General features: G+C 62.5%; 26 protein-coding genes. 10 read left to right on the top strand and 16 right to left on the bottom strand.

Going from position 1 to position 25,137, the window contains the following annotated elements; translation table 11 throughout:
• Nucleotides 1-748: 748 nt before the first annotated feature.
• The 4 genes from PIJ50_RS15820 to PIJ50_RS15805 form a co-directional block, all read right to left on the bottom strand.
• The gene (locus tag PIJ50_RS15820; protein WP_271976531.1) at nt 749-4,702 is read right to left on the bottom strand and encodes a hypothetical protein; all 3,954 of its coding nucleotides are present in this window, start codon (nt 4,700-4,702) and stop codon (nt 749-751) included.
• A 12-nt stretch (nt 4,703-4,714) separates the two neighbouring features.
• Nucleotides 4,715-6,079, bottom strand: a complete 1,365-nt coding sequence (locus tag PIJ50_RS15815; protein ID WP_271976530.1) for a hypothetical protein — start codon at nt 6,077-6,079, stop codon at nt 4,715-4,717.
• 4 nt (nt 6,080-6,083) lie between these two features.
• The gene (locus PIJ50_RS15810) at nt 6,084-6,518 is read right to left on the bottom strand and encodes a phage upper tail fiber protein (RefSeq protein ID WP_271976529.1); all 435 of its coding nucleotides are present in this window, start codon (nt 6,516-6,518) and stop codon (nt 6,084-6,086) included.
• Between the two features lie 824 nt (nt 6,519-7,342).
• Nucleotides 7,343-7,645, bottom strand: coding sequence for a hypothetical protein (locus PIJ50_RS15805; protein ID WP_271976528.1), 303 nt, complete (start codon nt 7,643-7,645; stop codon nt 7,343-7,345).
• A gap of 143 nt (nt 7,646-7,788) precedes the next feature.
• On the opposite strand from PIJ50_RS15805, the gene PIJ50_RS15800 reads away from it, so the two are divergent.
• On the top strand, nt 7,789-8,031 hold the full coding sequence (locus PIJ50_RS15800) for a hypothetical protein (protein WP_271976526.1): 243 nt from the start codon (nt 7,789-7,791) through the stop codon (nt 8,029-8,031).
• Between the two features lie 190 nt (nt 8,032-8,221).
• Here the strand turns inward: PIJ50_RS15800 and PIJ50_RS15795 are convergent, their stop codons facing one another.
• From PIJ50_RS15795 to PIJ50_RS15785, 3 genes are all read right to left on the bottom strand, one after another.
• Nucleotides 8,222-8,524 (bottom strand): hypothetical protein, encoded by a 303-nt coding sequence (locus tag PIJ50_RS15795; protein ID WP_271976525.1) that lies wholly within the window; start codon nt 8,522-8,524, stop codon nt 8,222-8,224.
• Entirely contained in the window at nt 8,511-8,987 is a 477-nt protein-coding gene (locus PIJ50_RS15790; protein WP_271976524.1) for a hypothetical protein, read from the bottom strand. The genes PIJ50_RS15795 and PIJ50_RS15790 overlap by 14 nt, the downstream gene beginning before the upstream one ends.
• A 282-nt stretch (nt 8,988-9,269) precedes the next feature.
• Nucleotides 9,270-9,584 (bottom strand): hypothetical protein, encoded by a 315-nt coding sequence (locus PIJ50_RS15785; RefSeq protein ID WP_271976523.1) that lies wholly within the window; start codon nt 9,582-9,584, stop codon nt 9,270-9,272.
• A gap of 328 nt (nt 9,585-9,912) precedes the next feature.
• Here PIJ50_RS15785 and PIJ50_RS15780 point away from each other — a divergent pair, with 328 nt between their 5' ends.
• The 7 genes from PIJ50_RS15780 (at nt 9,913) to PIJ50_RS15750 (ending at nt 15,219) form a co-directional block, all read left to right on the top strand.
• Nucleotides 9,913-10,251, top strand: coding sequence for a helix-turn-helix domain-containing protein (locus tag PIJ50_RS15780; protein WP_271976522.1), 339 nt, complete (start codon nt 9,913-9,915; stop codon nt 10,249-10,251).
• Between the two features lie 251 nt (nt 10,252-10,502).
• Nucleotides 10,503-10,847, top strand: a complete 345-nt coding sequence (locus PIJ50_RS15775) for a hypothetical protein (RefSeq protein ID WP_271976521.1) — start codon at nt 10,503-10,505, stop codon at nt 10,845-10,847.
• A 154-nt stretch (nt 10,848-11,001) separates the two neighbouring features.
• Nucleotides 11,002-11,358 carry a hypothetical protein gene (locus tag PIJ50_RS15770; protein ID WP_271976520.1) on the top strand — a complete coding sequence of 119 codons (357 nt, stop codon included), beginning with the start codon at nt 11,002-11,004 and terminating at the stop codon, nt 11,356-11,358.
• Between the two features lie 91 nt (nt 11,359-11,449).
• Nucleotides 11,450-11,941 (top strand): DUF4142 domain-containing protein, encoded by a 492-nt coding sequence (locus PIJ50_RS15765; protein ID WP_271976519.1) that lies wholly within the window; start codon nt 11,450-11,452, stop codon nt 11,939-11,941.
• A gap of 52 nt (nt 11,942-11,993) precedes the next feature.
• Nucleotides 11,994-12,938 (top strand): SRPBCC family protein, encoded by a 945-nt coding sequence (locus tag PIJ50_RS15760; protein WP_271976518.1) that lies wholly within the window; start codon nt 11,994-11,996, stop codon nt 12,936-12,938.
• A 16-nt stretch (nt 12,939-12,954) separates the two neighbouring features.
• Nucleotides 12,955-14,124 carry a zinc-dependent alcohol dehydrogenase gene (locus PIJ50_RS15755; protein WP_271976517.1) on the top strand — a complete coding sequence of 390 codons (1,170 nt, stop codon included), beginning with the start codon at nt 12,955-12,957 and terminating at the stop codon, nt 14,122-14,124.
• Nucleotides 14,125-14,232: 108 nt separating this feature from the next.
• Nucleotides 14,233-15,219, top strand: coding sequence for a hypothetical protein (locus PIJ50_RS15750; protein ID WP_271976516.1), 987 nt, complete (start codon nt 14,233-14,235; stop codon nt 15,217-15,219).
• 7 nt (nt 15,220-15,226) lie between these two features.
• On the opposite strand, the gene PIJ50_RS15745 is transcribed toward PIJ50_RS15750, so the two are convergent.
• Complete coding sequence (locus tag PIJ50_RS15745) at nt 15,227-16,516, bottom strand: rhamnan synthesis F family protein (RefSeq protein WP_271976515.1); 1,290 nt, start codon at nt 16,514-16,516, stop codon at nt 15,227-15,229.
• Between the two features lie 156 nt (nt 16,517-16,672).
• On the opposite strand from PIJ50_RS15745, the gene PIJ50_RS15740 reads away from it, so the two are divergent.
• A complete protein-coding gene (locus PIJ50_RS15740; protein ID WP_271976514.1) occupies nt 16,673-17,752 on the top strand; it encodes a glycosyltransferase family 61 protein in 1,080 nt (359 codons plus the stop codon).
• Between the two features lie 52 nt (nt 17,753-17,804).
• Here PIJ50_RS15740 and PIJ50_RS15735 read toward each other — a convergent pair whose 3' ends face one another.
• From PIJ50_RS15735 to PIJ50_RS15725, 3 genes are all read right to left on the bottom strand, one after another.
• On the bottom strand, nt 17,805-17,972 hold the full coding sequence (locus PIJ50_RS15735) for a hypothetical protein (protein ID WP_271976513.1): 168 nt from the start codon (nt 17,970-17,972) through the stop codon (nt 17,805-17,807).
• The gene (locus tag PIJ50_RS15730) at nt 17,962-18,135 is read right to left on the bottom strand and encodes a hypothetical protein (protein WP_271976512.1); all 174 of its coding nucleotides are present in this window, start codon (nt 18,133-18,135) and stop codon (nt 17,962-17,964) included. Before PIJ50_RS15730 ends, PIJ50_RS15735 begins: the two co-directional genes overlap by 11 nt.
• A 174-nt stretch (nt 18,136-18,309) precedes the next feature.
• A complete protein-coding gene (locus PIJ50_RS15725) occupies nt 18,310-18,912 on the bottom strand; it encodes a thermonuclease family protein (RefSeq protein WP_271976511.1) in 603 nt (200 codons plus the stop codon).
• Nucleotides 18,913-19,814: 902 nt separating this feature from the next.
• On the opposite strand from PIJ50_RS15725, the gene PIJ50_RS15720 reads away from it, so the two are divergent.
• Entirely contained in the window at nt 19,815-20,465 is a 651-nt protein-coding gene (locus PIJ50_RS15720) for a glycosyltransferase family protein (protein WP_271976510.1), read from the top strand.
• A gap of 20 nt (nt 20,466-20,485) precedes the next feature.
• On the opposite strand, the gene PIJ50_RS15715 is transcribed toward PIJ50_RS15720, so the two are convergent.
• From PIJ50_RS15715 to PIJ50_RS15695, 5 genes are all read right to left on the bottom strand, one after another.
• Nucleotides 20,486-21,043: a winged helix-turn-helix domain-containing protein gene (locus tag PIJ50_RS15715; protein ID WP_271976509.1), complete on the bottom strand. Its 558-nt coding sequence runs from the start codon at nt 21,041-21,043 to the stop codon at nt 20,486-20,488.
• Between the two features lie 311 nt (nt 21,044-21,354).
• Nucleotides 21,355-21,990, bottom strand: a complete 636-nt coding sequence (locus tag PIJ50_RS15710) for a sulfotransferase family 2 domain-containing protein (RefSeq protein ID WP_271976508.1) — start codon at nt 21,988-21,990, stop codon at nt 21,355-21,357.
• A gap of 164 nt (nt 21,991-22,154) precedes the next feature.
• On the bottom strand, nt 22,155-23,234 hold the full coding sequence (locus tag PIJ50_RS15705) for an acyltransferase family protein (RefSeq protein ID WP_271976507.1): 1,080 nt from the start codon (nt 23,232-23,234) through the stop codon (nt 22,155-22,157).
• A 199-nt stretch (nt 23,235-23,433) separates the two neighbouring features.
• Entirely contained in the window at nt 23,434-23,697 is a 264-nt protein-coding gene (locus PIJ50_RS15700) for a hypothetical protein (protein ID WP_271976506.1), read from the bottom strand.
• Nucleotides 23,698-24,095: 398 nt separating this feature from the next.
• Complete coding sequence (locus PIJ50_RS15695; protein ID WP_271976505.1) at nt 24,096-24,272, bottom strand: hypothetical protein; 177 nt, start codon at nt 24,270-24,272, stop codon at nt 24,096-24,098.
• Between the last annotated feature and the right edge of the window lie 865 nt (nt 24,273-25,137).

The raw sequence follows: 25,137 nt of genomic DNA, 5'->3' as shown, positions 1-25,137 counted from the left end.
AGGCCCCGCGCAAACCGCATCAGGGGGGTCAATATTGGGCGCCGATAAGGGGTCAGTTTTGCGCGCCGATTGACACATAACGATGCTCCACAACATTCGGCCCCGGCGGATTGGAAAGACTGCCGAAGAAATTTAGCGCTTCCAGATACGGCGGACCTGTTTTACGTTCGCCCCCCTATCCTCCAGAAAGCAGTAATGTCTTTCCATACCAGTTCGCGCACATCATACAGCGCGCCCGGTGCATAATTCAGCCCGGTGCAGCCATTGAGAAGTGCCGGCATAGCCAATGTGTCCGCACGCGCAGGCCAAATGGGATCAGGGATACAGTCCGTCATGTGGATCAGATCTGGACCAGCAGGTTGGCGATAATCCGGCAGTCCCCGCATAAGACCACGGATAGGCTGACACATCGACGCGATCTCCTTTGCGCCGTGCCGGCGGCATTTGGAGCACTTGCCGTACGGGAGCAGGTCCTCCTGAGCCGGCTAGTGCGATAGTGTGATAAATGCGTTGCGCCCATGGTGACCCTCCATGCGCACGTGGCAGATCATCCTCGTTGCTTACCTTTCGTTGTCGCTCTCGCGGCCAGGCAGGCGCTGTATTGGCAAGCTGTCAGGAACATAGGTGCGTTCAGCGAAGATTAAATTGATCTAGCACAATAGTCGTCCGCCCCCGGGGCGAAGGCACGCAGATCAGAAGACGCCGCGACCGTGAAGGCCGCGGCATCAAGGGCGCTAGGGCTGCGCCGTCACATCACCATACCGGCAGAGCCGATGCCTCCCTCCGGAACAACATCTCCCAAAGGCGTAAGGCGCCGGGCTTCGAACGTCTCAAACCATGTCGGGGTCTTCCACGGGCCACCGCAGATGCCGACCTGGGTCCCCATCGGTGCATCCTCGGGGAGGAGGCACACGCCGGGGGCGGACAACTCGTCATTCTCGATGGTGGTGATCTTGCTGGACCCGTAGGGATAGGCCACATGCGAGATCGCAGCGGGAAGGAACAGTTCGAACCGTCGGCCACGAACCCGCAGCCGCATGGTCCCCCAGAACGACGGGAAGTTGGCGATGGTCGTGGACACACCCGCGATACATGTTTGCAGGTAGTAGCTGCCCTGATCGCGCCCCAGCATCAGGTAGTTGTTCTCGTCCACCATGCGGAACACGATGCCGGCCCTGGACTGGTCGGAGATCATGAAGAACCTGACCTCCATGTCGCTGGAGCCGAGGGACCCTCGGCTGTAGACGGTCTTGGCAAAACCGCTCGACCCGTTGTTGGCAATCACCGTCTTGTTCAGGATCGACAGGCCCCCTGCCGGCCCAAGCAGCTTCACCCAGGCAGGATCGGTTTCCAGCGGACCATCGGCCCGCTCGAACGTGTCGATCACCTCGCTCAGAAGCAGGTTGCTGGAAGCCGGCTGCACCAGGACCTCGTGCGTGCCCTCCACGCTGTTGCCCCACCAATCCGACACGCGGATGGTCACGGTATAGGTGCCGGACGCGCGCGACCCGTTGTTCTTCCAACGCAGAACCCGCCCCATGCTGGCCAGTTCGAAGTCGGCCGCGTTCGCACCCCCCACGATCTCGACACTGACGACGGACGCGTTGAACTCGATGGAGTGCGAAAGCGTCCGGCCGGACACCACGTCCAGCTTCAGGTTGGACAAGAAGCGCAGATCCCGAACGACCGGCTTCAGGGCCGGCGGGTGCGCCGGAATGGCCTCCAGTTCGTCCGACCACTTCGCCAGCGGCGGCGGCCCCGCAAGCTGATGCGCCTTGAGGAAGTCCAGCCCGGCTCCCGTCGGGGTGGTGATGGTCCAGTCGATGTACGACACGGCCCGCACATGGGTCACGCGGTCGGCATAGAAGAGGTGGGTTCTCGTCTTCCAAACGGCGCCATCCAGCCAACAGCCGTTGCGCTGAATGACCTGTTCCGGTCGGATGCCCTTCAGCTTCCGGTCCCCAAAGCGCGCGCGATAGCCATTCGGGAACGATTCCGGCGAGTAGAATCCCGGAAGGTCGGTCGGTCCTGCGCAGTCGATCCAGACGCCGCGGATGCTGCCCTGGTCACGGGCACCGTTCAGGGTCAGGACCGTCTTGTTGCGGGCGTCCGGGACGAAGACCGGCACATCGCCCACGGCGATGGCGCTGTAGCCCTTGGGATAGGTGGTGCCCAATGTCGTCTTGGTCGGGTCGGCGGGAACGATGGGCAACGGATAGTTCAGAGGCAGGGCCGCCAGCGGCACCGGCTCGTAGGTGCGCAGGTAGAACTGGTTGGCCACGCCCGTCGGCCGCCAAGGCCCCATGACGCCCCAAAGGCCCAGATCCTTGGCAAGCTGCTCGGTGATGTTCCCGATGGGGTCGTTCCACGGAGTCTTCACGTTGTCGAAGGTGCATTCGACGAAGACGCCTTTCCAGTTGAGGCCGGAAACGCTGCCGAACCCGGTCCTGTAGTTCTTCATGTGATTGAAAGAAAAGCTGAACCCTTGCGCGACGGTCCCGGTGTTCACAGCCACCGAGTTGTGCATCATGTTCAGCGGGCCGATCCACAGGCAGTGGGAGAAGAAGTATTCTGACGAATATTGCGGCACCTGCACCGGACGCGGGACGTTCAGCATGTGGCAGCGGTCAAACAGGCCCGGGGTCATGTCGTATTTGCGGATCTCCCCCTGCCGGTGAATGACCGAAATCCCGTGGGAGGAGGCGTGCCCCTCCACGCCCAAAGTCGGCGGGATCTGGACCGTGGCGGGCTGGACGTCCTCGTATTCATACTGGCCGTCCGCCGAAGGCGGCTCGGAGCCGACGAACCCGTCCAGCATTCGCACATCCACGCCACGATACTGACGGGTCCAGCGGATCGACTTCTGGGCATGCCACAGCGCGACGTAATGGCAACCGATGCCCACGCAGTCGCGCAGGATCAGGGCGCGGGACTGCATCTCGAACGCCACCCCCGCGTGCCCGTTATGCCCGGTGTAGACCTCGGCACGGTCGTTCAGCTTGTTGATCGTCCCATCACCCCGGCCACCATAGGCGTAGCACTTCACCCACTGACCGATCTCCAGGCCGAGTTCCGTCACAAAGCCCGCCCCCCGGAAGTTGGACACCACGCAGTCCTCGAACGACGCGCGGGTGCCATGCTGGGTCATGGCCCAGCCGGGAATGGGAACCGCGTCGATGGGGGCATAGACCGCCAGGCCGACCACATCGACCATGCGGGACGCAAGGTAGGGGCCGCCGTTCCAATGCAGGTGGAACGCCCATTTTCCGTTGACGTTCAGCGGGTCGATGAGCGGAACACCCGTGGTCGGATCCCCCTCGACAGGTGCCTTGTTCAGCAGCGGCCAAGCCCAGACCGGCCCGCCCGACATATCGACCTGATACACGTAATCGGGTGCCGGCGTCTTGAAGGAAGGATCGGTGGAGGATCGCCCGAAGTTCTTGATGCCGATATGACGGAACGACACGTCGTCCGTTGCCATTGCCATGAAATGCGGGCGTTTCTGCAGAACCGTGATGTCGGCGTTCGCGTCAAGGTGACCGTCTTCTTCGGCGGTCGCCGCGCGGAACAGGATAGAGCGGGTAAGGTTGCTCACGCACGGTGCAATGGTGATGACCTCGCCGGCCCCGCCCAGCGACGGGATCGTCTCGACGGCGCCGAGGTGATCGTAGATCAGCGCCTTGTCGATCCGCACCATGTCGCCCGCCATGACTTCCGTGACGGTCCTCTCCTCGTTCTGGCTGAACTGGAACTGATCGAACGGCATGGATGGAGGGGTGATGCCGCCGCTCTTGTTGTAGAAGCTGGTCGGCCCGGTGTATTGCGGGTCCGTCGCTGCGACCGGGGTAAACTCCGTCGCGCCCACCACCAGCCTATGCCCCGCCGCGCCGCCGCCCGCCGCAAAGCCGGGGATGTGCAGCACGGTGGCACCTTTGGGCGCACCCGGCAGCGTCTGGCCGGCCAGCGTGCCCATGCGGTAGTTGGCCTGAATGGGCGCCCCGATCATGCGCACCGGCCCCATGGGCATGACGCCCAGCTTGGCGCTGGCGCCGGGTGCCACGACGGGATGGAGCACGAATTCGTGCTTTGGCGTGCCGGGCGTGGAGGACACGCCCTCGTCCCAGATGTTTGTCACCCCCATGTTCATGAAGGTGCAGAAACGCAGCCGCGTCTCCTTTGTCGTGTCCACCTCGAACGTCCAGCCGATCGAGCCGCCGACCCAGTTCAGGATGGCATCGCTCTGCTCGTCCAGGATCAGCTTCATGCCGCTGGCGCCCCAGACCGAGTCGCCGTTCCCCGGCTTCGTGCCCTTGTCCCAGATGGCCGGATCGGACCAGCGCCCGGACTTCACCTGCCGGTGCGTGATCTCTGACATCCCTGGCATGGGATGGGCATCAGGGTTCATCATCTCCGCCGCGCGGTTCAGGTAGTGCTTGGCCGGGGTGACGTTCGGCCGGCCGCCGGGGCTTGTCCGGATCTGCGGAATGCGCGACGGGTCTTCCGCAACAGCGGGCTTGGTGCGAAGCGCTGTCCACGGGCCGGTTGCGGACACCGCGGACCATTCAATCAGGGTATCGGCAGGCGTGCCCGTGATCTCGAACCAGGTCCCGTTCGGGCGTTTTGGGGCGTCGATTGCCTGCGCGGCTCCGGGCTGACCCCCGCCGACCGCTGCGATGCGCCACCAGATCTTCATGTTTGCCATGGATACTGCCTGTTAAACGATGTGGATGACAGCGCCGCTGTCCGTCGGGGTTGCGGTTGTGGTGGATGTGACAGGAACCTCGCCGATCCCGTATTTGGCACGGACATAGGCGTTCAGGTTCGTGCGGTCGTTGTCCGACAGGACACCCGGAACGATGATGACCTCGGCAACGCTGGCGCCGAGGTAGTATTTGAAGGGAGCGGCCCCGAACGCCACGATCCCGGAGGCGGCGGTCATCTGGAATTCATGCAGGGACGGCGCCATGTCCGGAGACAGCAGGTCGTAAGCGCTTCCTCGCGTCTTGGGCGCCTGCAGTTCCCCGTTCCGACGCCACGTGACGACGCCCGCGCTCCGGACGACTTCCGGGCTCACCGCTCCCTGCTGCCCCAGAGGGACCATCGGAGCCCGACTGGCATCAACCGTGGGATCGCCACCCAAAGCGGATTGCAGGGTGCAGGACCCCAGCGACTGCATCACGAAGCAAACCGTCGCCGCCGCAGGAAGGGGCTTGGAGAAGTTGAAGAACGTGCGCGCGCCAGAGAACCTGACCGACGTCACGCCCCCCACCGCGCCATCCGCGTAGGGTTGATGGGCGGCCGTCGTCTGCACAAGGGACACGCCACCCGATCTGGGTGCCACGCGCGCGACGCGATTGTCTGCCACGGTCATCGTGCGGGCGTCGGTCATGTCCAGCCAGGATGCGCCGGAGATGGCGGCGGGCGTCCAGCCGGGCGACGGTGTCGCGGCAACCGCCAGCGTGAAGCTGTCGCTGACGGACTGTCCGGTGCCGTTCGTCGCCATGACCTTGTAGATCGCGTTCCGCTCGGCCGCCGCGCTGATCGTCAGAGTGTGGCCACTGATCGTGACGCCCTGCCCTTCAGGACTGACCGCGTAAGAGGCGGCATCCGCGAAATGCGTGTCGAGGGCCAGCAGGATGTCCGCATCGCCCACAGCCAGAATCTGATCCGGCAGCGGGCCGATAACCGTCGGCGCCACGGCATTTACGCTCAGCGTGAACGTCATCAAGGCGGGTGTCGGATGGGTGTTGTGCGCACCGACCGTGACCACCGTGGGCGCGATCACCGCGGTGGGGGCAATGGTCAGAACGGATCCGGCCAGCGTGACGCCCGGAAGGTTTTTCGGGGACACGCTGTAGGACGTTGCGCCGGTGAAGCAGGCCGCAAGATCGAACGTCGCACGCTTGCCACCCACCGCGCCCGTCCAATCTGCGATGGCAGCGCCCGTCGCGCGAGGCGGAAGAAGCCCCGACACCAGCAGCGACACGCCGGCTTCGTCAACAAGCGCGCTCGGCGCCGGATTACCCTTGGCATCTGTGACATACACGGCCGAGATGTGACGGGAGATGTAATCCCTCATGGCGTCACCCACGGATCAGGTAAGCGGTCGTCGGCGCCTTCGGAGACAGCGCCTCATACTCCGCCTGGGTCAGGACGCGCAGTTCGTAAGGCGCGACCGCCGCGGCGGCCTTTGTCTCGAAGGCCACATCCTCCATCGTCTTGGGCGTGTCCGAGGCGCGGATGTAGACGCTCTTCAGCCCCGGCAAGCTCGACCCGTCGGAAAAGGCGAAGGTCATCGCATAGCGGGTGTTGCCGTCCATCCCCGCATCGTTCGGCCACAAAGCGACCGAAAAATCACCATTTTCCGGATCCACGGTCGCCGCGATGGGATTGGCGACGATGATCTCGCCGGCCTCGTAATCTAGATCCGAAAGCTGGAAGGTCACCCCCGTGATCTTCGCCTCCCTGTTGGCAGGCGTTTTCACCGAGCCGGTGATGGTCGTCTGGGATATGGGCATCCTGCTCTCCAAATACGAAATGATCCGCGGGTGCAGGGTGCTGGATAATGAAAAATGAAGCCCTGGACCCCCGCGCGGGCGTCCCCCGCCACGCGCAACACCACATGTCGATGCACCTGACGGGTGACGAAACAGGGCGCCGGATGGACAACATGGGGCCATCTTGTTTCGCTTTTGAAAGCGCGGCGTCCGGGCGGGGTATGATACGGTCTTCAGGATATTCGGCCCGTAATCTGCCATCTTGCGAAGTAAGATCCGGCTTGCCCGCAAGCATTTACGTCAAGCCATGCACAACATTATGTTCGTTCAGATAAATGACTAAGCGACCAGATCCTGGTCTGCCGCCAAAATGACGTTGATATGGAACGGGTGGTGCACCGCTGAAACAGTCCATCATTACGAAGCCCGCGACTCGCTGCGATGAACGACTGTCGCTGGGCGCGTCAGGCTTTCCGACTGCACGGGGCCTTCATGACCGGGCAGGTCCATGACGAGATATGTCGGCAATGACGTGGTTCTTGTAAACGGTCGTGCCTCAAGACGGACATGAGCTGACCATTTCTGTTGCAAAATCGCCCCGCAGTTGACCGGGTCCCGAAGGCCATCTCCCATGCGTGTTGCTGAATGACCCTCTTACAATATGGCCTGGGTCCACACCGGAACCCCGGCCTGCCATAATGAAAATGGCGACGCCGAAGCGTCGCCTTTCCCCATCGTTCACAGCGCGGATCCGGAAGCTCTCCAGGGAGCAGGAAGGGATGCGCCTCGTGCGCACAACGCTGCTTTCCTCGAACGCGTCGCTCCCACCTGTCCCCCTGCTATATCTACTTTTTCGGCTTCACCGCCGTGTCGCCGTTGGTCGTGTCCGCGTCGGTTCCGTGGTCAAGATCCTGGGTACCGGTCGTGGCGGTTGGGGCCCCACTCGTGCCTTCGTCCGGCGGATCCATGGACTGCGCGGCCGGGGCCTCTTCCTTCGTGACATGCGGGTCGTAGTTCGGGCCAGCGGGTGTGGTGTTTGGCACAACCGCCGCGCCACCTTCGCCTGCCGGCGCGTCCTGTGCCAGCACCGGGCCGGCCAACAACGCGGCGGCAAAGGTTACGGCCGGCAACATAAACAGCTTCGACATCTCGTATCCCTTTCATCGGTCCCGATCTCAACGCCCCCCGGACGGCAAAGTTCCGGACGGCCGCATGGCCCTTTCCGCCCCCGCGACGCAGGGCACGGAAACAAACAGGGCATGAGCGGGGTTGAACGGGAAAGGAGAACATCATGACCCAAGAGATCGACCAGCGGGCACAGCGCCACGACCCGGCCTCCACCCACACCCGTTTCCCGGATGAACCAACTGATGCCAGCACCAAGCAACCCGCAAGCGTGGCCAGCGAGGGTGGAGACTCTGTCGTTTCACCCACGGCCCCCACGAAATACAACACGCGGGATGACGGGCATGGCGAGGCCGTCGACGACGGGCCCCTCAAAGCCATAAAAGAGCATGCGAAGGACGAGGACTGACGATCATCCGTCCGGAAGCGGGACCTTTTTCCAAGGGCGCTTGTCCCAGGCGCACAGTCACCTGCACTCCCGCGCACGGAGTTGACCCTGCACATGTTGAAGCAAAGCTTGTAGAACGCAACTTTAACGAGTGACGCGGTTCCGAGTGCGGAGCCCGGGCCACAGCCCGGGTTCCTGATCCTCCGCAGGCCTAGCGGGGCATTCTGTCCTTCACGATTCCAATCTCATGCTCCAGCCGCTCCAGCCGCGCGCGGGCATGATCCTGCCGGTTCAGCATCTCGCGCACCAGACGATTGCCTTCCCGCGCTTCCTCCAGAACAAAGGGGATCAGCTTGGTCGTGTCCTTCAACGCTTCCATCGGTGCCGCCGAAGGGTCCGCAGACGGGCGCTTCCACATGTAAACGATGGCAAAGATGAACCCCAGGATCGCCAGCGTCCCCATCAGGCCATAGTCGCGCAGGGATTGTTCGGTCAGGGCATCAACGGGCAGCATAGCGGGTGCGCTCCCAACGCAGGCGGGACGCCGCGCGGAATTCGGCGACGATGAAAGCCGGAAAGATCGCCAGCAAAAATCCGGGGCCAAGCGACGTTCCGGCGAGGTAGTCGAACCAAACGTTGTACGACAGCATTCCGAACAGCATGCAGGACAAGAAGGACGTGGTCGCCCGCCAGCGCGGCGCCCGGACATGATAGCTGTCAACGTAAAGCGCCCCGAACCGGATCGCCGCGCATCCCAGAAGGAAGACCGCGAACACCATCTCGGACAGGCCGTACTTGGCGATCTCCTGATAGGTCTGCAGGCTGAGGGTGTTTTCCGGCATCAGCAGGATCAGCCCCATCAGGAACAGAATCCGGGTCATGTGATACTCCACCCCCCGCCCGTCCCGGTCCATCGTGGCCAGAAAACCAAGGCACGAATGGCCAAGGGAGCACAGCAGGTTCAGCGGGGATCGCATGCGCCCACCTCCCCAGCGGCCGCCGACCGAGCCGGCGCCAGCCGCGAACACGTCCGCATTGGACAGCAGAAGTCGAAGGTTCGCGATGTGGTGATACGGGTCATGCTCAACTCCTGTGCCTGTGGGGTTAAGGCCGCCGGAACTTCCCCTGCATCGTCATCCCCACCCGATCAGGCACAGCGCCACCACCACAAGTGCGGCAAGGCCAAGGATGTGGACGATGCGGAAGGGCATGATCACGGCTCCTTCGTCAAAGGGCTCCGGTCACCGGGTAAGTGGTCCTCATGTTTCTTTTGGCGGATAGGCCGCGGCCATCCACTGCGTGAACCGGTCCTGATCGCGGATGCTGCCCACAGCGTCGAACATATAGGGATCGCTTCGCCGGGCCAGGTAAAGAACGACGCGCATCCATTCGGCAAAATCAGTGGATTGAAGGGCGGCACGCTGCACCGGCAGCCCGTGGTGGCGCAAAAAGATGGCCTCACGCTCCACCAGCGGCAGACCTTTGCGGATCGGGTTGGGGGAACGGCGGATGGGCGCGACGTGCGCCGTCATCTCGTCGCTCCAGAAGGGGTCGTAGGCAACATAGACGTTCATCTTTTGTTCCTTTTCTGAGGGGCTTGCCAGAGGCGGTCGACCTCGCGGATGTGGCAGCGGCCCGGCGAACGCCGCAGTAGCTGCGAGGGCGAAGGCCGCAATAGGTCCTGGCGTGGGATCAGCGTCCTGCGCCGCGATGTTCCACCGTTCACAAATCCTGTTCGCGATTTGCTGGTGCGGCGCAGGGGATCGATCCCAACACCGTCGCAAGACCCGGAAACTGCACCGAACATGACGGGCCTTGATTTGATGATAGGATATTTCCTATGGCCGTCAACAGGAATTTTCCTACTAGCGCGCCGGGTCCGGATTAGGATATTACCTAAGCATGGAACGCAATGTCATCGTCATGATCGTGGCACGGAACATCGAGGCTGCCATTGCCCGAATGGGCACGAACCCGGCCGAAGTGGCCCGGCGCGCCGGCATCAACCCGACCGGCGTCTACGACATCCTCAAGGGCAAAAGCAATTCGCCCCGTCTGGACACGATCCACAAGATTGCCACCAAAGGGCTGGGCCTTCCGATGAGCGCCCTGTTCACCGAACCCACCGACGAGGAACTGGATCGCGAACTGACCGACACCATCGCTAAGATGCCCCCTGAGGAACGTCGCCGCTTCCTGAACATGGCGCAGGCGTTCCTGCGTCCTGAAGGTGAGACCTGATCGCCAGCAGCAGTTCAAGCTTCTGATCGCGCGTCAGCGCGGCCAGCGTCGCCTTGATCTCCTCTGCCTGGTCCACAGGACCTGTCTCCTTAGTTCTCTTTATGTTCTCATACTAAACCTAAGGTTGTGTGAACGTCAATGTCACACCGTTCGCTAGAGAAAGGTTTCTGGGGATAAGTGGAAAAAGATGCACATCTTCATGAAACGCTTCAGGAAATTCTGTATAACCTCCTGAACCCATGAGGAAATCCATGCCTGTGCAAAAATCCCGGAATGCCACGCTTCGCTGTGGCCTGATCCTGATCCCGCTGCTTCTTGCGACCGCCTGTACCCCGTCCAGCTATCTTCCGGGCCGTCAGGTGGTGCAGGTGGAAGGGCGCGACCACACCGTCCGTCGCGCCGGAGAAGGCTATGCCGCCGTGATGAACAACACGCTTCTGAAGGGTGAGGCGCCGGACTCGGCAGTCTATGTCGGAAACCTCCGCGCGATCCGGGACGCGGCCGGCTGCCCCGTGGCCATGAACAGCATCCGGAACGAGGATGGCCGCACCACCGCCAATGTCACCTGTCCCGCCGGCACGCGTCCGATCTTCTGATTTGTCGGCCTGACGGTCGACCATGGCGTCGCCGCTTCAGGCGTGTCATGGTTTATCCAAGCGCAATCTTGAAGAAAGGATATTTCCTAACCATCTTGGTGGTGCGGGATCGCAGTCCCGACCGGCAGCGTTCCGTCTGCCACAGGAGCGTGCCATGGATCTTCCCCCTGCCTCCCGTCCCGGGCGTTTGCAACGGCCGGGAAAGGTCACGCTCCCCGACGGCTCCACCCTCGGCCCGGCGGAGTTTGCGGCGCTGGTGGCCGCCGCAAAACGACATGACGGAAACGTGGACCGCCAAACGCAGCGCCACATCGACGAAATCCTCGCGGCGGCCGCCCATCACGACCTCGACGACCATCCCAAACCCGAGGAGCCGGCGAGCCGGTTCGCGATCTTCGGCACGGTCGCGCTGGTGGCCTGCCTCCTTCTGATGGCCGCCCTCGGCTTTTCCAAAAACGGCATGCACCTCATGGATCCCGCTCCTGCCGCGCCCTTGACGCGGGTGGAGTAAGCGGCAGCGGCCCGCCGCCCAAAGCCACGACCCTGCGGAACTTTCACCCGGCCTTCCGGTTGCGCCTGTGCAACTTCAGGGGAGTGCATCCATGAATCGCAGACATATCTTCGTCACCGGGGCCGCCGTTGCCGCCGCCCTGCCCTTCGGCGCGCTGGCCCAGACCGCGGCGCCCGCCGATCCGGCCAAGCAGCCAGCCCTTCTGGGCGGCAACTTCGCCCTTCTCAGCAGCCGCATCGCAGTCGACAAGGGCACCTCGCCCGCCGTCAAGACCTTTGCCGCGCTGGAGGTTGCGGAACAGGAAGCCACCGCCATGGCCTTCGGCGCCGAGCCGGGCGTCGGCGGCGTGACGGAAAAGCACGCGGCCCTGCTGGAACAGCTTCAGGCCGCACCCGCTGGCCCGGAGTTCGACAGGATGTATGTTGACGGCCAGATTGCCGGGCATGAGGAACTTCACGACATCCACGCCGCCTACGCAAAGAACGGCAGCGATCCGATGGCGCGCGGCGCATCCATCGTCGGCGTCCCGTCGATCGAGACGCACCTCGCCATGCTGCGCGGCATCAAGCAAAGCCTCGCCTGATCGACCCCGGTCGCGGCCCATCAAGGCCGCGCCCCCTCTGGATGGAGCGGACATGAACCTGCCGACACGGTCCCCGACCTTCGCCCTCGCCCGCCCGCGTCTTGACGGCGACAGGGCGCATTCGATCTCCACCGCTCTTGGATGGTTTTCCATCGGCCTCGGCGCGGCGGAACTTCTGGCGCCCCATCGCTTCACGCGCGCGCTGGCACTGGAAGGCAAGGAAAGCCTGATCCAGGCCTATGGCGTGCGCGAACTGATCTGTGGCCTTGGCATCCTGACCACGCAAGGCGCGGATCGCGCACCGTGGATGTTCGCCCGCCTGGGCGGTGACATGGCCGACATGGCCACGGTCGGCACCGCCACCGCACTGGCCGAGGATGACGAGCGAGCGATTGGCGCCGCCACTCTTGCGGGCCTGGCCGGCCTCACCGCCCTCGATGCGCTCTGCGCCGAGGCGCTGTCGGCCGAACCCTCCCCGCGCGGCGACCAGCGGCGCGCGACCGGCGGCCCCACCGCCGACGATCCGGAGGTGGAGCAGGTCATCCTCGTGAACCGCCCCGTCGAAGAGTTGCGCGACCTGCTGCGGAAACCCGAAACCCTTGCGGCCATCGCCGGCTTCCACGCCCATGTCGAGGCGCAGACGGACGGCGCGACGGTCTGGTCCTTCCCGCGATCCCGCGGCCTTATCACGCCATGGACGATGCGCCGGACGGACGACAACGACCGCAGCGTGCAGTGGCGCAGCGAAGGCGGCCTTGTGACCGCCATCACCTTCCACCTGCAGGACGTCGGCCCCGATCGCGGAACCGGCGTGCGCATGCATGTCCGCTTCGACCCGCCGGGCGGGATGCTGGGGCGGGCGGCGGTGTCGCTTCTGGGACCGACCGCGCCCAAGGCCCATGTGATAAAATCCCTGCACTTCCTGAAAAGCCTTGCCCTGACGGGCGAGGTGCCCACCACCGAAGGCCAGCCCGCTGCGCGGGACGATCGTCGCTGATTCAAAGGAACTTCCGATGCGTGCACTCTGCTGGAACGGCATCAACGACCTGCGTGTGGAAACGGTGCCGGATCCGTCCATCCTCAACCCGCGCGACGTCATCCTGAAGGTGCTGAAGACCACGACCTGCGGGTCGGACCTTCACTTCATATCGGGCTACATCCCTTCGGCCCGCCCCGGGGACGTGATCGGGCACGAGTTCATGGGCGAGGTGGTTGAAGTCGGCCGCGCTGTGAAGACCATCGCCAAGGGCGACCGGGTGGTGGTGCCGTCCTTCATCTCCTGCGGGGAATGCTGGTATTGCCAGCACGACCTCTACTCCCTTTGCGACACCACCCATCCGAAGCCGGAGTTGCAGGAGCCGCTGCTGGGCCACGCCACGGCCGGCATCTATGGCTACACCCACGCTTTCGGCGGCTATGCAGGCAGCCACGCCGAATACATTCGCGTGCCCCACGCCGACGTGGACTGCTTCAAGGTGCCCGACGGCGTTTCGGACGAGGCAGCGCTGTTCCTGTCCGACGCCGCCCCCACCGGCTTCATGGGCGCCGACTTCTGCAACATCACACCGGGTGACACGGTCGCCGTCTGGGGCTGCGGCGGGGTCGGGCTGATGGCCGCGAAATCGGCCTTCCTGCTGGGCGCGGGCCGGGTCATCGCCATCGACCGCTTCCCCGAACGCCTTCGGCTGGCGCGGGATGTGGTGGGGGCCGAGATCCTCGACTACACCAAGGTGGACAGCGTCCCCGAGGCGCTGAAGGAGATGACCTACGGCCGCGGCCCCGACGCCTGCATTGATGCTGTGGGGATGGAGGCGCATGGCCGCGGGCTGCATTACGCCCACGACCTCGTGAAGCAGCAGCTTTACATGCACACCGACCGCGCGATCGCCCTTCGTGAAGCCGCCGTAGCCTGCCGCAAGGGCGGCGTCCTGTCGGTTCTGGGCGTTTATGGCGTGGTGGACAAGTTCCCGATGGGGGTCATCATGAACAAGGGCATCACGGTGAAGGCGGCGCAGCAGCATGGCCAAGCCTATCTGCCCCGCCTGCTGGAGCATGCGCAGAAGGGCGAATTGGACCCCACCTTCCTCGTGACGCATCGGATGTCACTGGAAGACGCGCCGCATGGATATGAGTTGTTCAAGACCAAGGCGGACGGCTGTCTGCGCGCGGTCTTTACCCCTTAAGCAGACAATATGCCGATTAATACACTTTAAGGTTGCAAATTCCTCTTCCTCGGGCGCATGAAGGGAAGGCCGCATACCCCGCGGCCTTTTGACGCAGGTGGGAACGGGATGCGCAGAACGATTCTCCTCCATGTCGGACCCCACAAGACCGGCACCACAGCGCTTCAACGGTTCTGGCAGGAAAATCGGGACCATCTGGCCCGCAACGGGGTTCTCTATCCCGGCCAGGACGACGCCCATCACGCGCTGGCGCATGATCTTCTGGGCTGGAAGGTCAGGAAGTTCGACCGCGACAAGCTGCTCGCAGCCTGCGCCGAAATCGAATGCGACACGGTCATCCTGTCGAGCGAGGATTTCAGCTTCCTCAACACCGACCAGCTGCGCCGGCTGCGCAACCTGCTGGAGGGGCATGAGGTGCGCGTGGTCTATTTCCTGCGCCGCATCCCGGATGCCCTGTATTCCTTCTGGCAGGAAACCATCAAGCAGGGCCGCTCCGCCACCTTTGCCGAGGTCGCGGACGGCTTTCCTGCCAACCAGACCAGCGGGCAGGCCTTCTTCGATCCCGTGACCCAGCTTCGCGGCATCACCGAGGTATTCGGGCACAACGTGCTTGACGTCTTCTCCTATGACGTGATCCGCGGATCGAGAACCGACATCCTCGGTGCCTTCTCGCAGCGCTATCTGACGGGGGAACTGCCGCATGCCGGCCTGAAGAAGAAGAACGCGGCGCCGAGTCTCGCCAAGATCGAGCTGGCCCGCCAGATCAACCAGCGCCGCACCGGGCGGGACTGGGGCTGGGACTCCCACGGCTTCCGGCAGCTGCTGAAACGCATGGACCGGGATCCCATCCCGTGGTTCGAGGATTTCAAGGCCAGCGTCATCGAGCAGGCCGTCCCCTACCGCTTTGACGAACAGGCGCTGGATCCCGTCCGGGAGGAGGTGAAGGCGCTGGTTGGCGACCGCTTCGTGTGCGACGCCGATGACGCACTGTCGCGGTACGGCTCGCCAACGGATCGCAAGCACCTCTACGTCCCGGCCAAGGCTCCGCTGAACAAGACGTTCCGAAAGCGGCTCGACCGGCTCGCCGCGTCCTAGTCCCGCCTCAGGCCGGCTGGGGCAGGAACCGGATGTCCTTGTTCATCCGCGTCGCCAGAACGCCGTAAAGACGCTCGATCGCATGGGCGGGGGTGCCGTCGGTCTGGCCGCCTTCTTCCGGGAAATGATCCTGTGACAGGTCCAGCTTCACCAGCGGGATCAGCACATCCGTCCGGGCCCAGAACATGCTGCCGGCGGGAAAGTCGAAGGGCGCGTTGTCGTCCGGGCGCAGGGGCATGTCCAGCTTCTGCGCGATCTTCTGCGCCTCGGCAAAGTTCTTCTTCCAACGGCAATGCTTCACCTGCGAGGGGTGGATCGCCGGGCTGACGATGCCGGCGCGGTCGGTTCGCAACTCCTCGATGATGGCGTCGATGCGGGGGCCGTCCGCCAGCAGAGCGGCCAGGATGGAGTCGAGCCAGTTCCGCAACAGCCCGCTGTGCACCGACTTCTTCGTGTGCAGGTGCAGAACCACGTCGTGCTGGTCGTACTTGTCGGCAAAGCCCCACAGCTTGGGCCAGATGTCCCGCCCCCGGTTCGGAAACACCCGCACCTCCGCCTCCGGCGCCAAGGCCGCGATCCGTTCCAGATCGTTGGTCGCCGTGGTGGAGATGTAGAGCCGGAAGGGTTGCGGGATGCGGCGCACATGCTCCAGCAGCTTTTCCAGAACGTCCTCGTAGAAGACGTGCATGAACACCCCCACCGGGCGCGCGGCGCCATAGCCCAGCCGGTCCATGTCCCGCCGATACAGCGCTTCGATCGCCGTCCGGGTCACGGGAGCGACGGCCTCGGCCGGTGGAGGCGTCAGGCCCGCCACGCCGGTGCCGCCCATTTCCTTCAGCCAGGCGTTCAACGGCTCCGCCCCATCCTCCACCCAGAAGATGCGGGCGGTGTCGGGAAGGAAATCCACCTGCGCACGAAAGTGGTTGTCGAAGCGTTCGTGGTCCCCGTCGTCGAAGCCTTTCAGGCGCTCCACCCAGTCCTCAAGCCGCATGTCCTTCGGGATCGTGCCGGCCCGGTCACGGTGGCGGTGGAACAGCGCGACGGAGCGATCCACCGGATTGCGAACAACCGCAAAGGCGTGGTCCAGAAAGCCCGGCGGAAACAACGCCTCCAGATCCCGCGCCAGAACGTGCTGCGGAGAGGTCGCCGTCCAGGCCTGCCCCGTGCTGCGGAAGCCGCGGTTCAGGAAAGCCGGCGCGCCCAGCTGGCCCTGAAGAAGGTCCTCCAGCGACGGCTCCACGCATCCCGGCACGCTGGCGCAGAAGCACAGCTGTCCTGAAACCTTGAAGATCGGCATGTCCACTTCCCCGCTGTCGTGTCGGTCCGGTTTGCCCTGCCAAAGACATTTTTGGGCGCGTTCATCATTGCGCAACCCGCGAGGGATTAAAACAACTTTGACGGGCAATAAGTTAACGCTACGCTTTGCCCGTGAACCCGGATGTGGAGCCTTCGCATGAACGTACATCAACCGCAGATCCGGCCGCCGACCACGGACTCGGACTGGGCGAACGGAACGCTCGAGCTCTCCTCCGTGAACATCGAGCCGATCTCGGGGACGGTTCTTCGCGATGGGCTGCCCGTGCAGGAGGCCGCGCTTTGGCGCAACGGCACCATGTATCGTGGGGGAATGTGCGACATTCGGGAACCCACCCAGACGCTGCGGGGGCGCCATGTCTGGGCGGGCATCCTGTTCCACCATTTCGGCCATTTCGTGACCGAATCCGTGTCCCGCCTCTGGGCCGTGGACAACAGCTTCGATTCCCTCATCTTCGTGCCCAAGGACATGGGCCGCCCCGTGTTCTACCGCCTTGCCGGCTATCAGCAGGAACTTCTGACCCGTTTCGGCATCACCTGCCCCATTACCATCGTGACGGAGCCCACGCGTGTCGAAACGCTGGTCGTGCCAGGGCAAGGCTTCGGCCTTGGGGACATCTCGCTCGGCACGTCGCGCTTCCGCTCCTTCGTGCGCAAGGCGGGGCAGGACGTCGCGCCGGCAGGGGAACGCAAGATCTACCTCTCCCGCTCCGGCCTGCCGAAGAAGACCGGCAGCTTCGTGGGCGAAACGGCGGTGGAACGCAGCCTCGCACAGGAAGGCTACCGCATCTATCATCCGGAGCGGGAAAGCATCACGGACCAGCTGGCGCAGTACAAGGCGGCCACGCACATTCTGGGGGCGGACGGATCGGCCTTCCATCTGGCTGGCTTCGTGGCGCAGCCGGCGCAGAAGGTCGGCGTGATCCTGCGCCGCAGCGCTGCCGACTACAAGAACATCGTCAACCAGATGACCGGCATGGGTGTCACGACCGAGGTTCTGGACCATGTCCGCGCCAATTGGCTGCGCCCCGGAAAGGCCAAGCCCGACGATCGCAGCTATGGTGAATTGGACAGTGCCACCCTAGCGCAGGATCTGGCGGATCGCGGCTTCATCGACCGCCCCACCGACTGGCTCGCACCCGACCCCGAGGACGTGGAAGCGGAACTGGTCGAGGTGGGACAAGCCCACAAGGGCGTCATGTCGCGCCGCCCCGCCTGAAACAACAACGGCCCCCTCGCATCGCGAAGGGGCCGCTCGCCGATCAACAAATTCAGAGCTGTTCCTGAACGTCGTCGTTCGGCTTGTTCTTCGTTCGCTCGGGATTCATCACGTCGAATTCCGACGGATCATGGGACGAACCCTCGTGCTCCGCCTGCTCGTTTTCCCAACGCTTGGGACGGGCGCGGTCTTCGTTCGACTTGCGGGGCTCATTCGCCATGATGGATCACCTTCGGGGTTGGGTCCTGCGGAACGGCCGCGATGTCGGGAAGGCTGCGGGCCATCCCTTCGGGCTTCATCACGACCGGGTGGTTGATGTAATCCGCCCGCAGCGCGTTGTAGAGGCATTGCGAGAGGTTGATGCTGAAATGGACAGGTTTCATGACGCTCACTCCGCTTGGTGTTTTGGCGGAATGCTGTCGGCCTGGTACCAATACGACACCTCGACCCTGGGCGGACGAGGAGCCGGTGCCTTTCGGACGTTGATCTGTGCACTGGACATGGCGTGTTCCCCCTGATGCCACTTCAACATCTTCGGCCACGCAATGTTCCAAAGTTTAACGTTTTCCTTTGCGCCAGTCCCAAGGCATGACGAAGTGCCCGGCCCACAGCCCGGATTTGCGCCGTTTTGCGAAGGCTTCATCGGCGGCATACCGGGCACCGCCGTATTGCCGGTAGGCCACCGCCCAGCCGTGCCGCACCATCCAGACGTTGATGTTCTGCCCTCCGGCATGACACTCAGAGACGGAACGCCCATAGCGGTCCGTGGCGCGCTTCTGACACGTCACCTGCGACGCGCCGATCAGACGTTCCAGCGCCCGCGTCGCCTCCTGCCCGCAGGCCCAAATCCTGCGGCCGCGGCGGCAGGTCTGGCGGGATTCCGGCGCGTCGATCCCGTGCAGCCGAACACGGTCCTTGCCCATTTGAAGCGTGTCGCCGTCGATCACCCGCGCCCCCGCCCCGCCCATGAGGCGATCACCTAGCAGGCTGCCGATCGGGGTTGCGATCAGGACCTGCTCCGCCACCTCCAACATTATGCGGCGGGCAAGCGGGATGTTGTCCCCCAAGGAAAAAATTGCGACAACCAAAAGAACCCCGGCGATCCAAACCTGTGGACCGGGGCGGCGATATGATTTTCTTCGGCGAGCCATGCGCGCCATGTGCCGCGAACGAATCGTGAAAGCAAGATGATCCTTAACGGGTTTCGTTCGGGTTTTCCGAATCGCGCAGGTCGTTGGCCGGCCGCGAGGACAAGCGGACAGGATCCCGCGCATTGATCTCCCACTCTGTCTGAAGGCTATTCTTGCCCACCTGACACCCGGCTGGCCGCCACGCTGCCCCGAAGAGAGGATCAACCAAAAGATGTGACGCCTGCCATGCTTGCCGCAGGCCGGTTTTCGGACAATCCCGGTAATACCGTTTGTGCGCAAGACAAGAACATCCCTTGCAGGCGCCCCGAATACATGTTTAGGTTGTATTGCAAAGGTGCGACGACAAGAAAAAAGCCCCGCTCGAAAGCGGGGCTAATGATGATCATGTGCACCAGGCCGGTACGGGACGGCCCTTCATGCTTGCGTGGAGGGGGCTTCCAACTGCACTCGCTACTCAACACTCAGACAACAGACGTTGGTTCGGCGTGGCCGCTCCGTTCGCAAAAGTTAATATGGGGTAAATGCTCCCCACACTCAACACGTTCTTTCGCGCCCGTAGCGGAAAATCTGCACTGGGGCCACCCGGATCTGCAGCGATTTCTATGTGATTTGTAATCAAAATGAGGCACTTGCGCAGCAAGCTCGGCAGTTTTCTGCCGCTCCGCGTCCGTGGCCCGATGGACAGATAGGGCGGGGGTTCCTATACCCGTTTGCGTAAGCGGCAGCCCATCCCGCGGCGCCGATCCCAACCTGCCGGGACCATGATGACCGAACCTCTTCGCGCCTTCTGGTGGAACAAGTCCCCGAACTTCGGCGATGCCCTGTCCCGCGATGTTCTTGAACACGTCTCTGGTCGCTCCGTCGCCTGGGCACCTGAGTCGACGGCTCAGGTCTTCTCGGTCGGGAGCATCATGTGGAATGCGCGCAAAGGCGTGGTGAAACGGGCCGAGGGGCATGAGCCCCCCGTCATCTGGGGCACCGGCTGCATGGAGGCGATGGACGGCGACTGGTGCCACGCCGCCCGTGTGGTGGCGCTGCGCGGCCCGGTGACGGCGGCCGTCCTGAACCACCGACCCCTGCCCTTCGGCGATCCCGGCCTTCTGGCCCGGCGCCTCGTCGGCCCGGTGGAGCAGACGGACAAGATCGGCGTTCTTCTTCACCATTCGCAGGTGACGGAGGAGGCGCTGGCCCTGCTGCGCGGGGCCGGCGACCACATCGAGATCATCGACGTGCGCACCAACGGCGCCAAGGCCGTCATCCGGCAGATCGCCTCCTGCCGGCAGATCTTCTCGCAGTCGCTGCACGGCATCATCATCGCCGACGCCTACGGCATTCCCAACGTCCGGATCGAGGGCGACGACATCCACCGCAGCGCGCAGTTCAAGTTCTACGACTACGCGACCAGCATCGGCCGCGCACCGCTGGTCCCGGTCCGGCTGAAGGACGCGCAGGACTGGCTTCGCGCGCCGCACCCCGCAGGCGGCCAGACACCCGACGCGTCCCGACTGGACGCGGTGGCCCAAGGGCTGATCGACGCCTTCCCGCAAGACCTGAAGGCCTGAATCCCCGGCCTGCGGCCGGTTCAGCCATTGCGATCCGTTCCACTGCCTTGCTCGCGTTCCGCCCGCTTTCTCAGAAGACGCCAGCGGTCGCTGATGGACCGTTCGCTGCGGTCCATCTCGTCGGCGATGATGGAGATGTCGGAGCCGTTCTCGAACATCCGGCGCAGGTCGTCATCCTCCTCCGGCGACCAAGCCTCCCCCGCCTTCTCGCGCGTGGCGATGACGTCGTTGCCCACCTCGATCTTGCGGGCCAGGCGATAGCCCAGGCCCCAGCACGTCTCGATCAGGTCGGGATGCCGGGCGCGGATATGACTCGCCATCACGGCCACGGCGCGTTCGTCCTGCTCCCACCCCGGCCCATGGATCGCGGTCATGATCTGCTCTTTCGAGAGCGTGCGCGGAAACGCGGCGTTGAGTGCCAGGATCATCTGCGCCTGCTTCTTCGATACCCCAAGATGACGACGCACCCATGCGATATCGTCCAGCGCCTGCCCCACCAGAGTATCGATCACATGAAGCGCGTAGGACAGCCGCTCCTCATGCGGAAGGGAAAGGATCTCCGTTCGGATCGTGTGCATGCTTGTCACCATCTCTTTATGCGCGTCAGACAAAGGGAGTCACGGGTTCTACCTGGGGCGCGAATGGCGAAGACGCCTCGCGAGTTGGATAGAATGCCGCCCGTGACGTCATGAAGAAACTGCTCACAACGCCTCCTGCCGTGATGTTCCTTATTTGTTCCAAAGCTACCACGGGTTGACGACCCGTCAACTCATAATCACGAGCCAGTCCTTCCTCACGCGGCCCGCAGCACTGGAACTCCTTGATCGGTCGCGGCGAGGCAGTCGCTGGGCGGGCAACCTGTCAGAAACATAGGTGCGTTTAACGAAGGTTACGCGGCAATCGCCTTGGCGGATCGTCGCGTGTAACCCAACTTTTCGAAGTCATTCGCATAGATCGCTTCCAGCCGCTCCATCGTGGCGGCGTCGATCCTCGGCGGCTTGTAAGCGCCTGCGAAATGGTTCGGGATGCTCGTGCTGTGCGGTGCACCCGCTATCTCGTCCAACCAAGCCTGCACCTTGTCGAGGCCGTTCTCGAGTTTGAACACCCGGCTCTTCTTGGGAATGAACGCGGCCTGAGGACGGAAGTGGTTGTCAAAATCCTGGTGGCTCTTGGCACCGAAATCCTCCAGTCGCTTGACCCACTCCTTGAAGCTGACCTTCGACTTGATGTTGTGCTCCCGGTCACGGTGATAGTGGAAGGCGCTGACCACCCGGTCCACGGGATGGCGAACAACCGCAAAGGAGTGGTCGAAGAACCCCATCGGAAAGAAACCGGCGAGGTCGGACGCCAGGATGTGCTGCGGCGACGAAGTCCTGAACTGGCCGGCTTTGTTCGCGTTGTACTTCCGGTTCAGGAAGGCAAGTTGCCCGAAACGCTCGCTCAGATAGTCCTCGACGCTGGTGCCTGCACATTTCGGAACATGGGCGAAGTAGCACAGCTTACCCCCAACTTTGAAGATCGGCATCCATATCCCTCAGGCTGTTGACTTTTCGAGGAAATAAAACATGCGGAGGGCGATGGGGTAAAGATAAAATTTTCCACAGATCGTGTTGATCAGACGAGTCTTTGACCGACTTATCTCGTTCAGAGGACAAGTAGCCTTCAGGCTGAACACAATCCTCGTGGCTCTTAGCCAGCCGCATTCGGGTTCCTTTGCGTGCGGCTGAAAAGACCTGATGGGAGGGCAAAGAACGCGTTCGAAGGTGCCCGCCTTAGAACGGCAGAAACCATGATGGACAGGGCAAGCGTCAAGACGAAGAGGATCGCCACAAGCCCGTCCCCGATGATGTGTCCGACAAGGGGATGCAGCAGGATGAAGGTCAATGCGATTATGAACTGATGCGTCAGGAACAATTCAAGGGACCTCCTGCCCAAGAGCTCGAAGGGGCGCCATATCTGGGGACACTTGATCACGAGATACCTGAGGGCATAAACGACAGACAATGTTGCAGGTATTGAAAGCAGCAAACGGAGGAGATCATGCGGCCCTGTCGCCTGAGAATGGATGAAATAGCAAACCGTCCATACCGCCAGAGCCAGAGAGGCATGAATCCCACGTATCTTCCGGGTTTTCAGCAAAGTCTTGGCAAAGACGAAGCCCATCGAGAAAAAGACAAATCCGCGATATCCCAAGTTCAAAACTAAGTTGTCGATGCCAGCAGGAAGCTCGGTGTATCGATAAAGAAGCAGCGCTGTCACGGCCAGAACAATAGACAGAATGAATGAGGCCGCCTTTCCAGTGTTCACCAACACCATAGACCACGCTGCCAGAATTGCGATCGCGTATATGAACCACATGTTGCCGATCGGCGTGATCAGAGCCCACTGGCTCAAACGGATCTGCCCCGGGGTTCCCCAAGGATAAAGGTCCACGCCTAAAACGAGGACGCAAGCGGCGATCCACCCCCAGACCATTGCAATCCAAATGGTCCAAGCCAGGCGTTTCCGAAGGAACCAGCTCCAGCCACGCGACGCAACGGTGGAAAACAGTATCCCGGAGCACAGGAAGAACGCTGGCATCCTTACCATCCCCAACATGCGGTCCACCGAATACCAGGGAAGATGAAGGCCGCTACCCGCCTCTGTGAGCATCGCCGCTGTGGTCAGGTAGCAGTGGTGGAAGATGACGAGCGTGATCGTCACCCCTCGAAGTATGTCCAGCCAAGATTCACGCCGCGACCCTTTGTTCAGTTGCGCATCAGCGTTCATCCCGTGACCTTGCAATTAGGGCTTAAAATCCGAAGGTTAGTGGACGTTGTCTCGGGCTGAAACCATTAATAACTTCAAATCATATCGGATGGCACCTTGCAGTGAAGGAGGCCCTTGGAACGGAGAGCATCATCAGACGCCTCCCCCACCGCGCCAGTGAAAGCTCCTGCGTTGATCTCGGATCCGCGGAGGCTTTGTTTTAGGCAAGGTGGATGATGGCACCGGTCGTGGCTGTGGCCACCGCCGCCTTCACGTCTGTCTTCATTGCAGCAAGCTCCCCTAGATCGGCGGCCAAGCTGGTGAGGATCTGCGGTTGAAGGCGCATCTGGCACATGAAAACCCAGGCCTGCATTTCCGCGTCCGTCAGGAAAGTATCGAAGAGCGTCATGCGACGAAAGACGCCGCTGTCCCCGTTCGCGAACGCGGCCCCGTTGGACATGAAGTTCGTGTGGTCCAGCGTCACGAAACGTCCGCCCCCCGGCTTTGAGAAATGGGCCACCATTGACGCAGCACCGCACACCGCCTGCGTCAACCGTCATGCCGAGGATTCGGTTTGATTGAGGCCATGGCCGTGTGGCAGCGGCGTCGGCGACCAGGATGTGCGAATATTAGGTGCGGAAGGAAGAATGCCCGTTCTGGGTCAAACCCGTGATCTACCCCAAAAAGTTCCCAAGGCCGTGGAGCTGAAAGTCTAAGCTTGCGGTCCACAGTAGCACTTAACTGGGTCGGAATAATTCCATGATTTCGGTTGTTCAACTGGATACGATCGATCCCAGTCGATCCTCTGCGTTGTTGAACCGAGACCATGGCATCGTGGGCAATCGTTCGCATGGGCAGGCTTCACCACGCCCGATAATCGTATCACACATCCGACAGATCCAGCGGCTCCCACGTCATGCTTCCGTCGAACGTTATACTGATTACGCCAGCCCAATTGATGCGCTTGACGTCCAGCCACGGGCAACGCAAACCGGTGATCGTCTGCAGAACCGCGGCCCCCGCCTCCCGCATCGTCACGAGTAAAGCGACGTTGGCCATCTTCTCCCCTTCAGACAATGTCTCCGATAAGGTGCAACCAGCGTTGATCCGTCCGGCCTGGATCAACTCGCAATTGCAATGCTAACGCTCAAGCCATTCCCGAAAGCATGCACTACCACCTCCGCGGGCGTGGATGGGGGTGATGGACGAGAAGACGTTGTATCCATCCCGAAGCAGGGCGCTTTCATAGCGGCCATAAAACCTGACCGGACCGGGACCGAAGGGGCATGTGACTGGGGCGAAGGAGCCTTCAGGGCGTGGCGCATAGCTATAGGCGACCGTGTGGAGCGCTACTCGCTGCATGGCTTACGGAAGCTGATGATCGTCCCCTAGCCGAGGCGGGCTGCCCAGATGGGCAGATCGAAGCTATCACGAACCAGAGCGCGGAGATGGTGGAGTTCTAACGGCAGCGCGCAGCCGCAAGCGGTTGTCGAAGGCGCGTAGATGCTGATGGAACAGAACAAGCCCAAAACGTGACCGCGGGAATTCGGGTGTGAGACTTGCACTACTCACTGAAAGCAAGACGGTCAGCTAATCACGATTTTACCGATAAGATACGCTGGTGCCCGAGGCGAGACTCGAACTCGCAAGCCTTGCGGCGGAGGATTTTGAATCCTCCGATTGTCGAATCACAATAGTGACTTAAGCTAACTTTTTCCCACGAATATATCGTGAACGGATGTTGAATGTGGGAACAGGCATTCAGGTGCCGTCACCCCATGCGTATATGCCCTTCCGGTTTCGCTTATCCTCGATTTGCTTCTCGAGATCGGGGGTTTTGAGGCACCACTGTGCTTCGGCATGCAATCTTGACCCCTTAGACGGGGGTATCGGCGCCCAATTTTGACCCCCCTGATGTTTTGTC

It is taken from the genome of Falsirhodobacter sp. 20TX0035 (genome assembly GCF_028307215.1).
Lineage (GTDB): Bacteria > Pseudomonadota > Alphaproteobacteria > Rhodobacterales > Rhodobacteraceae > Falsirhodobacter.
The sequence above is the reverse complement of the archived record's forward strand: the minus strand, read 5'-3'. Positions and strand labels throughout refer to the sequence as shown.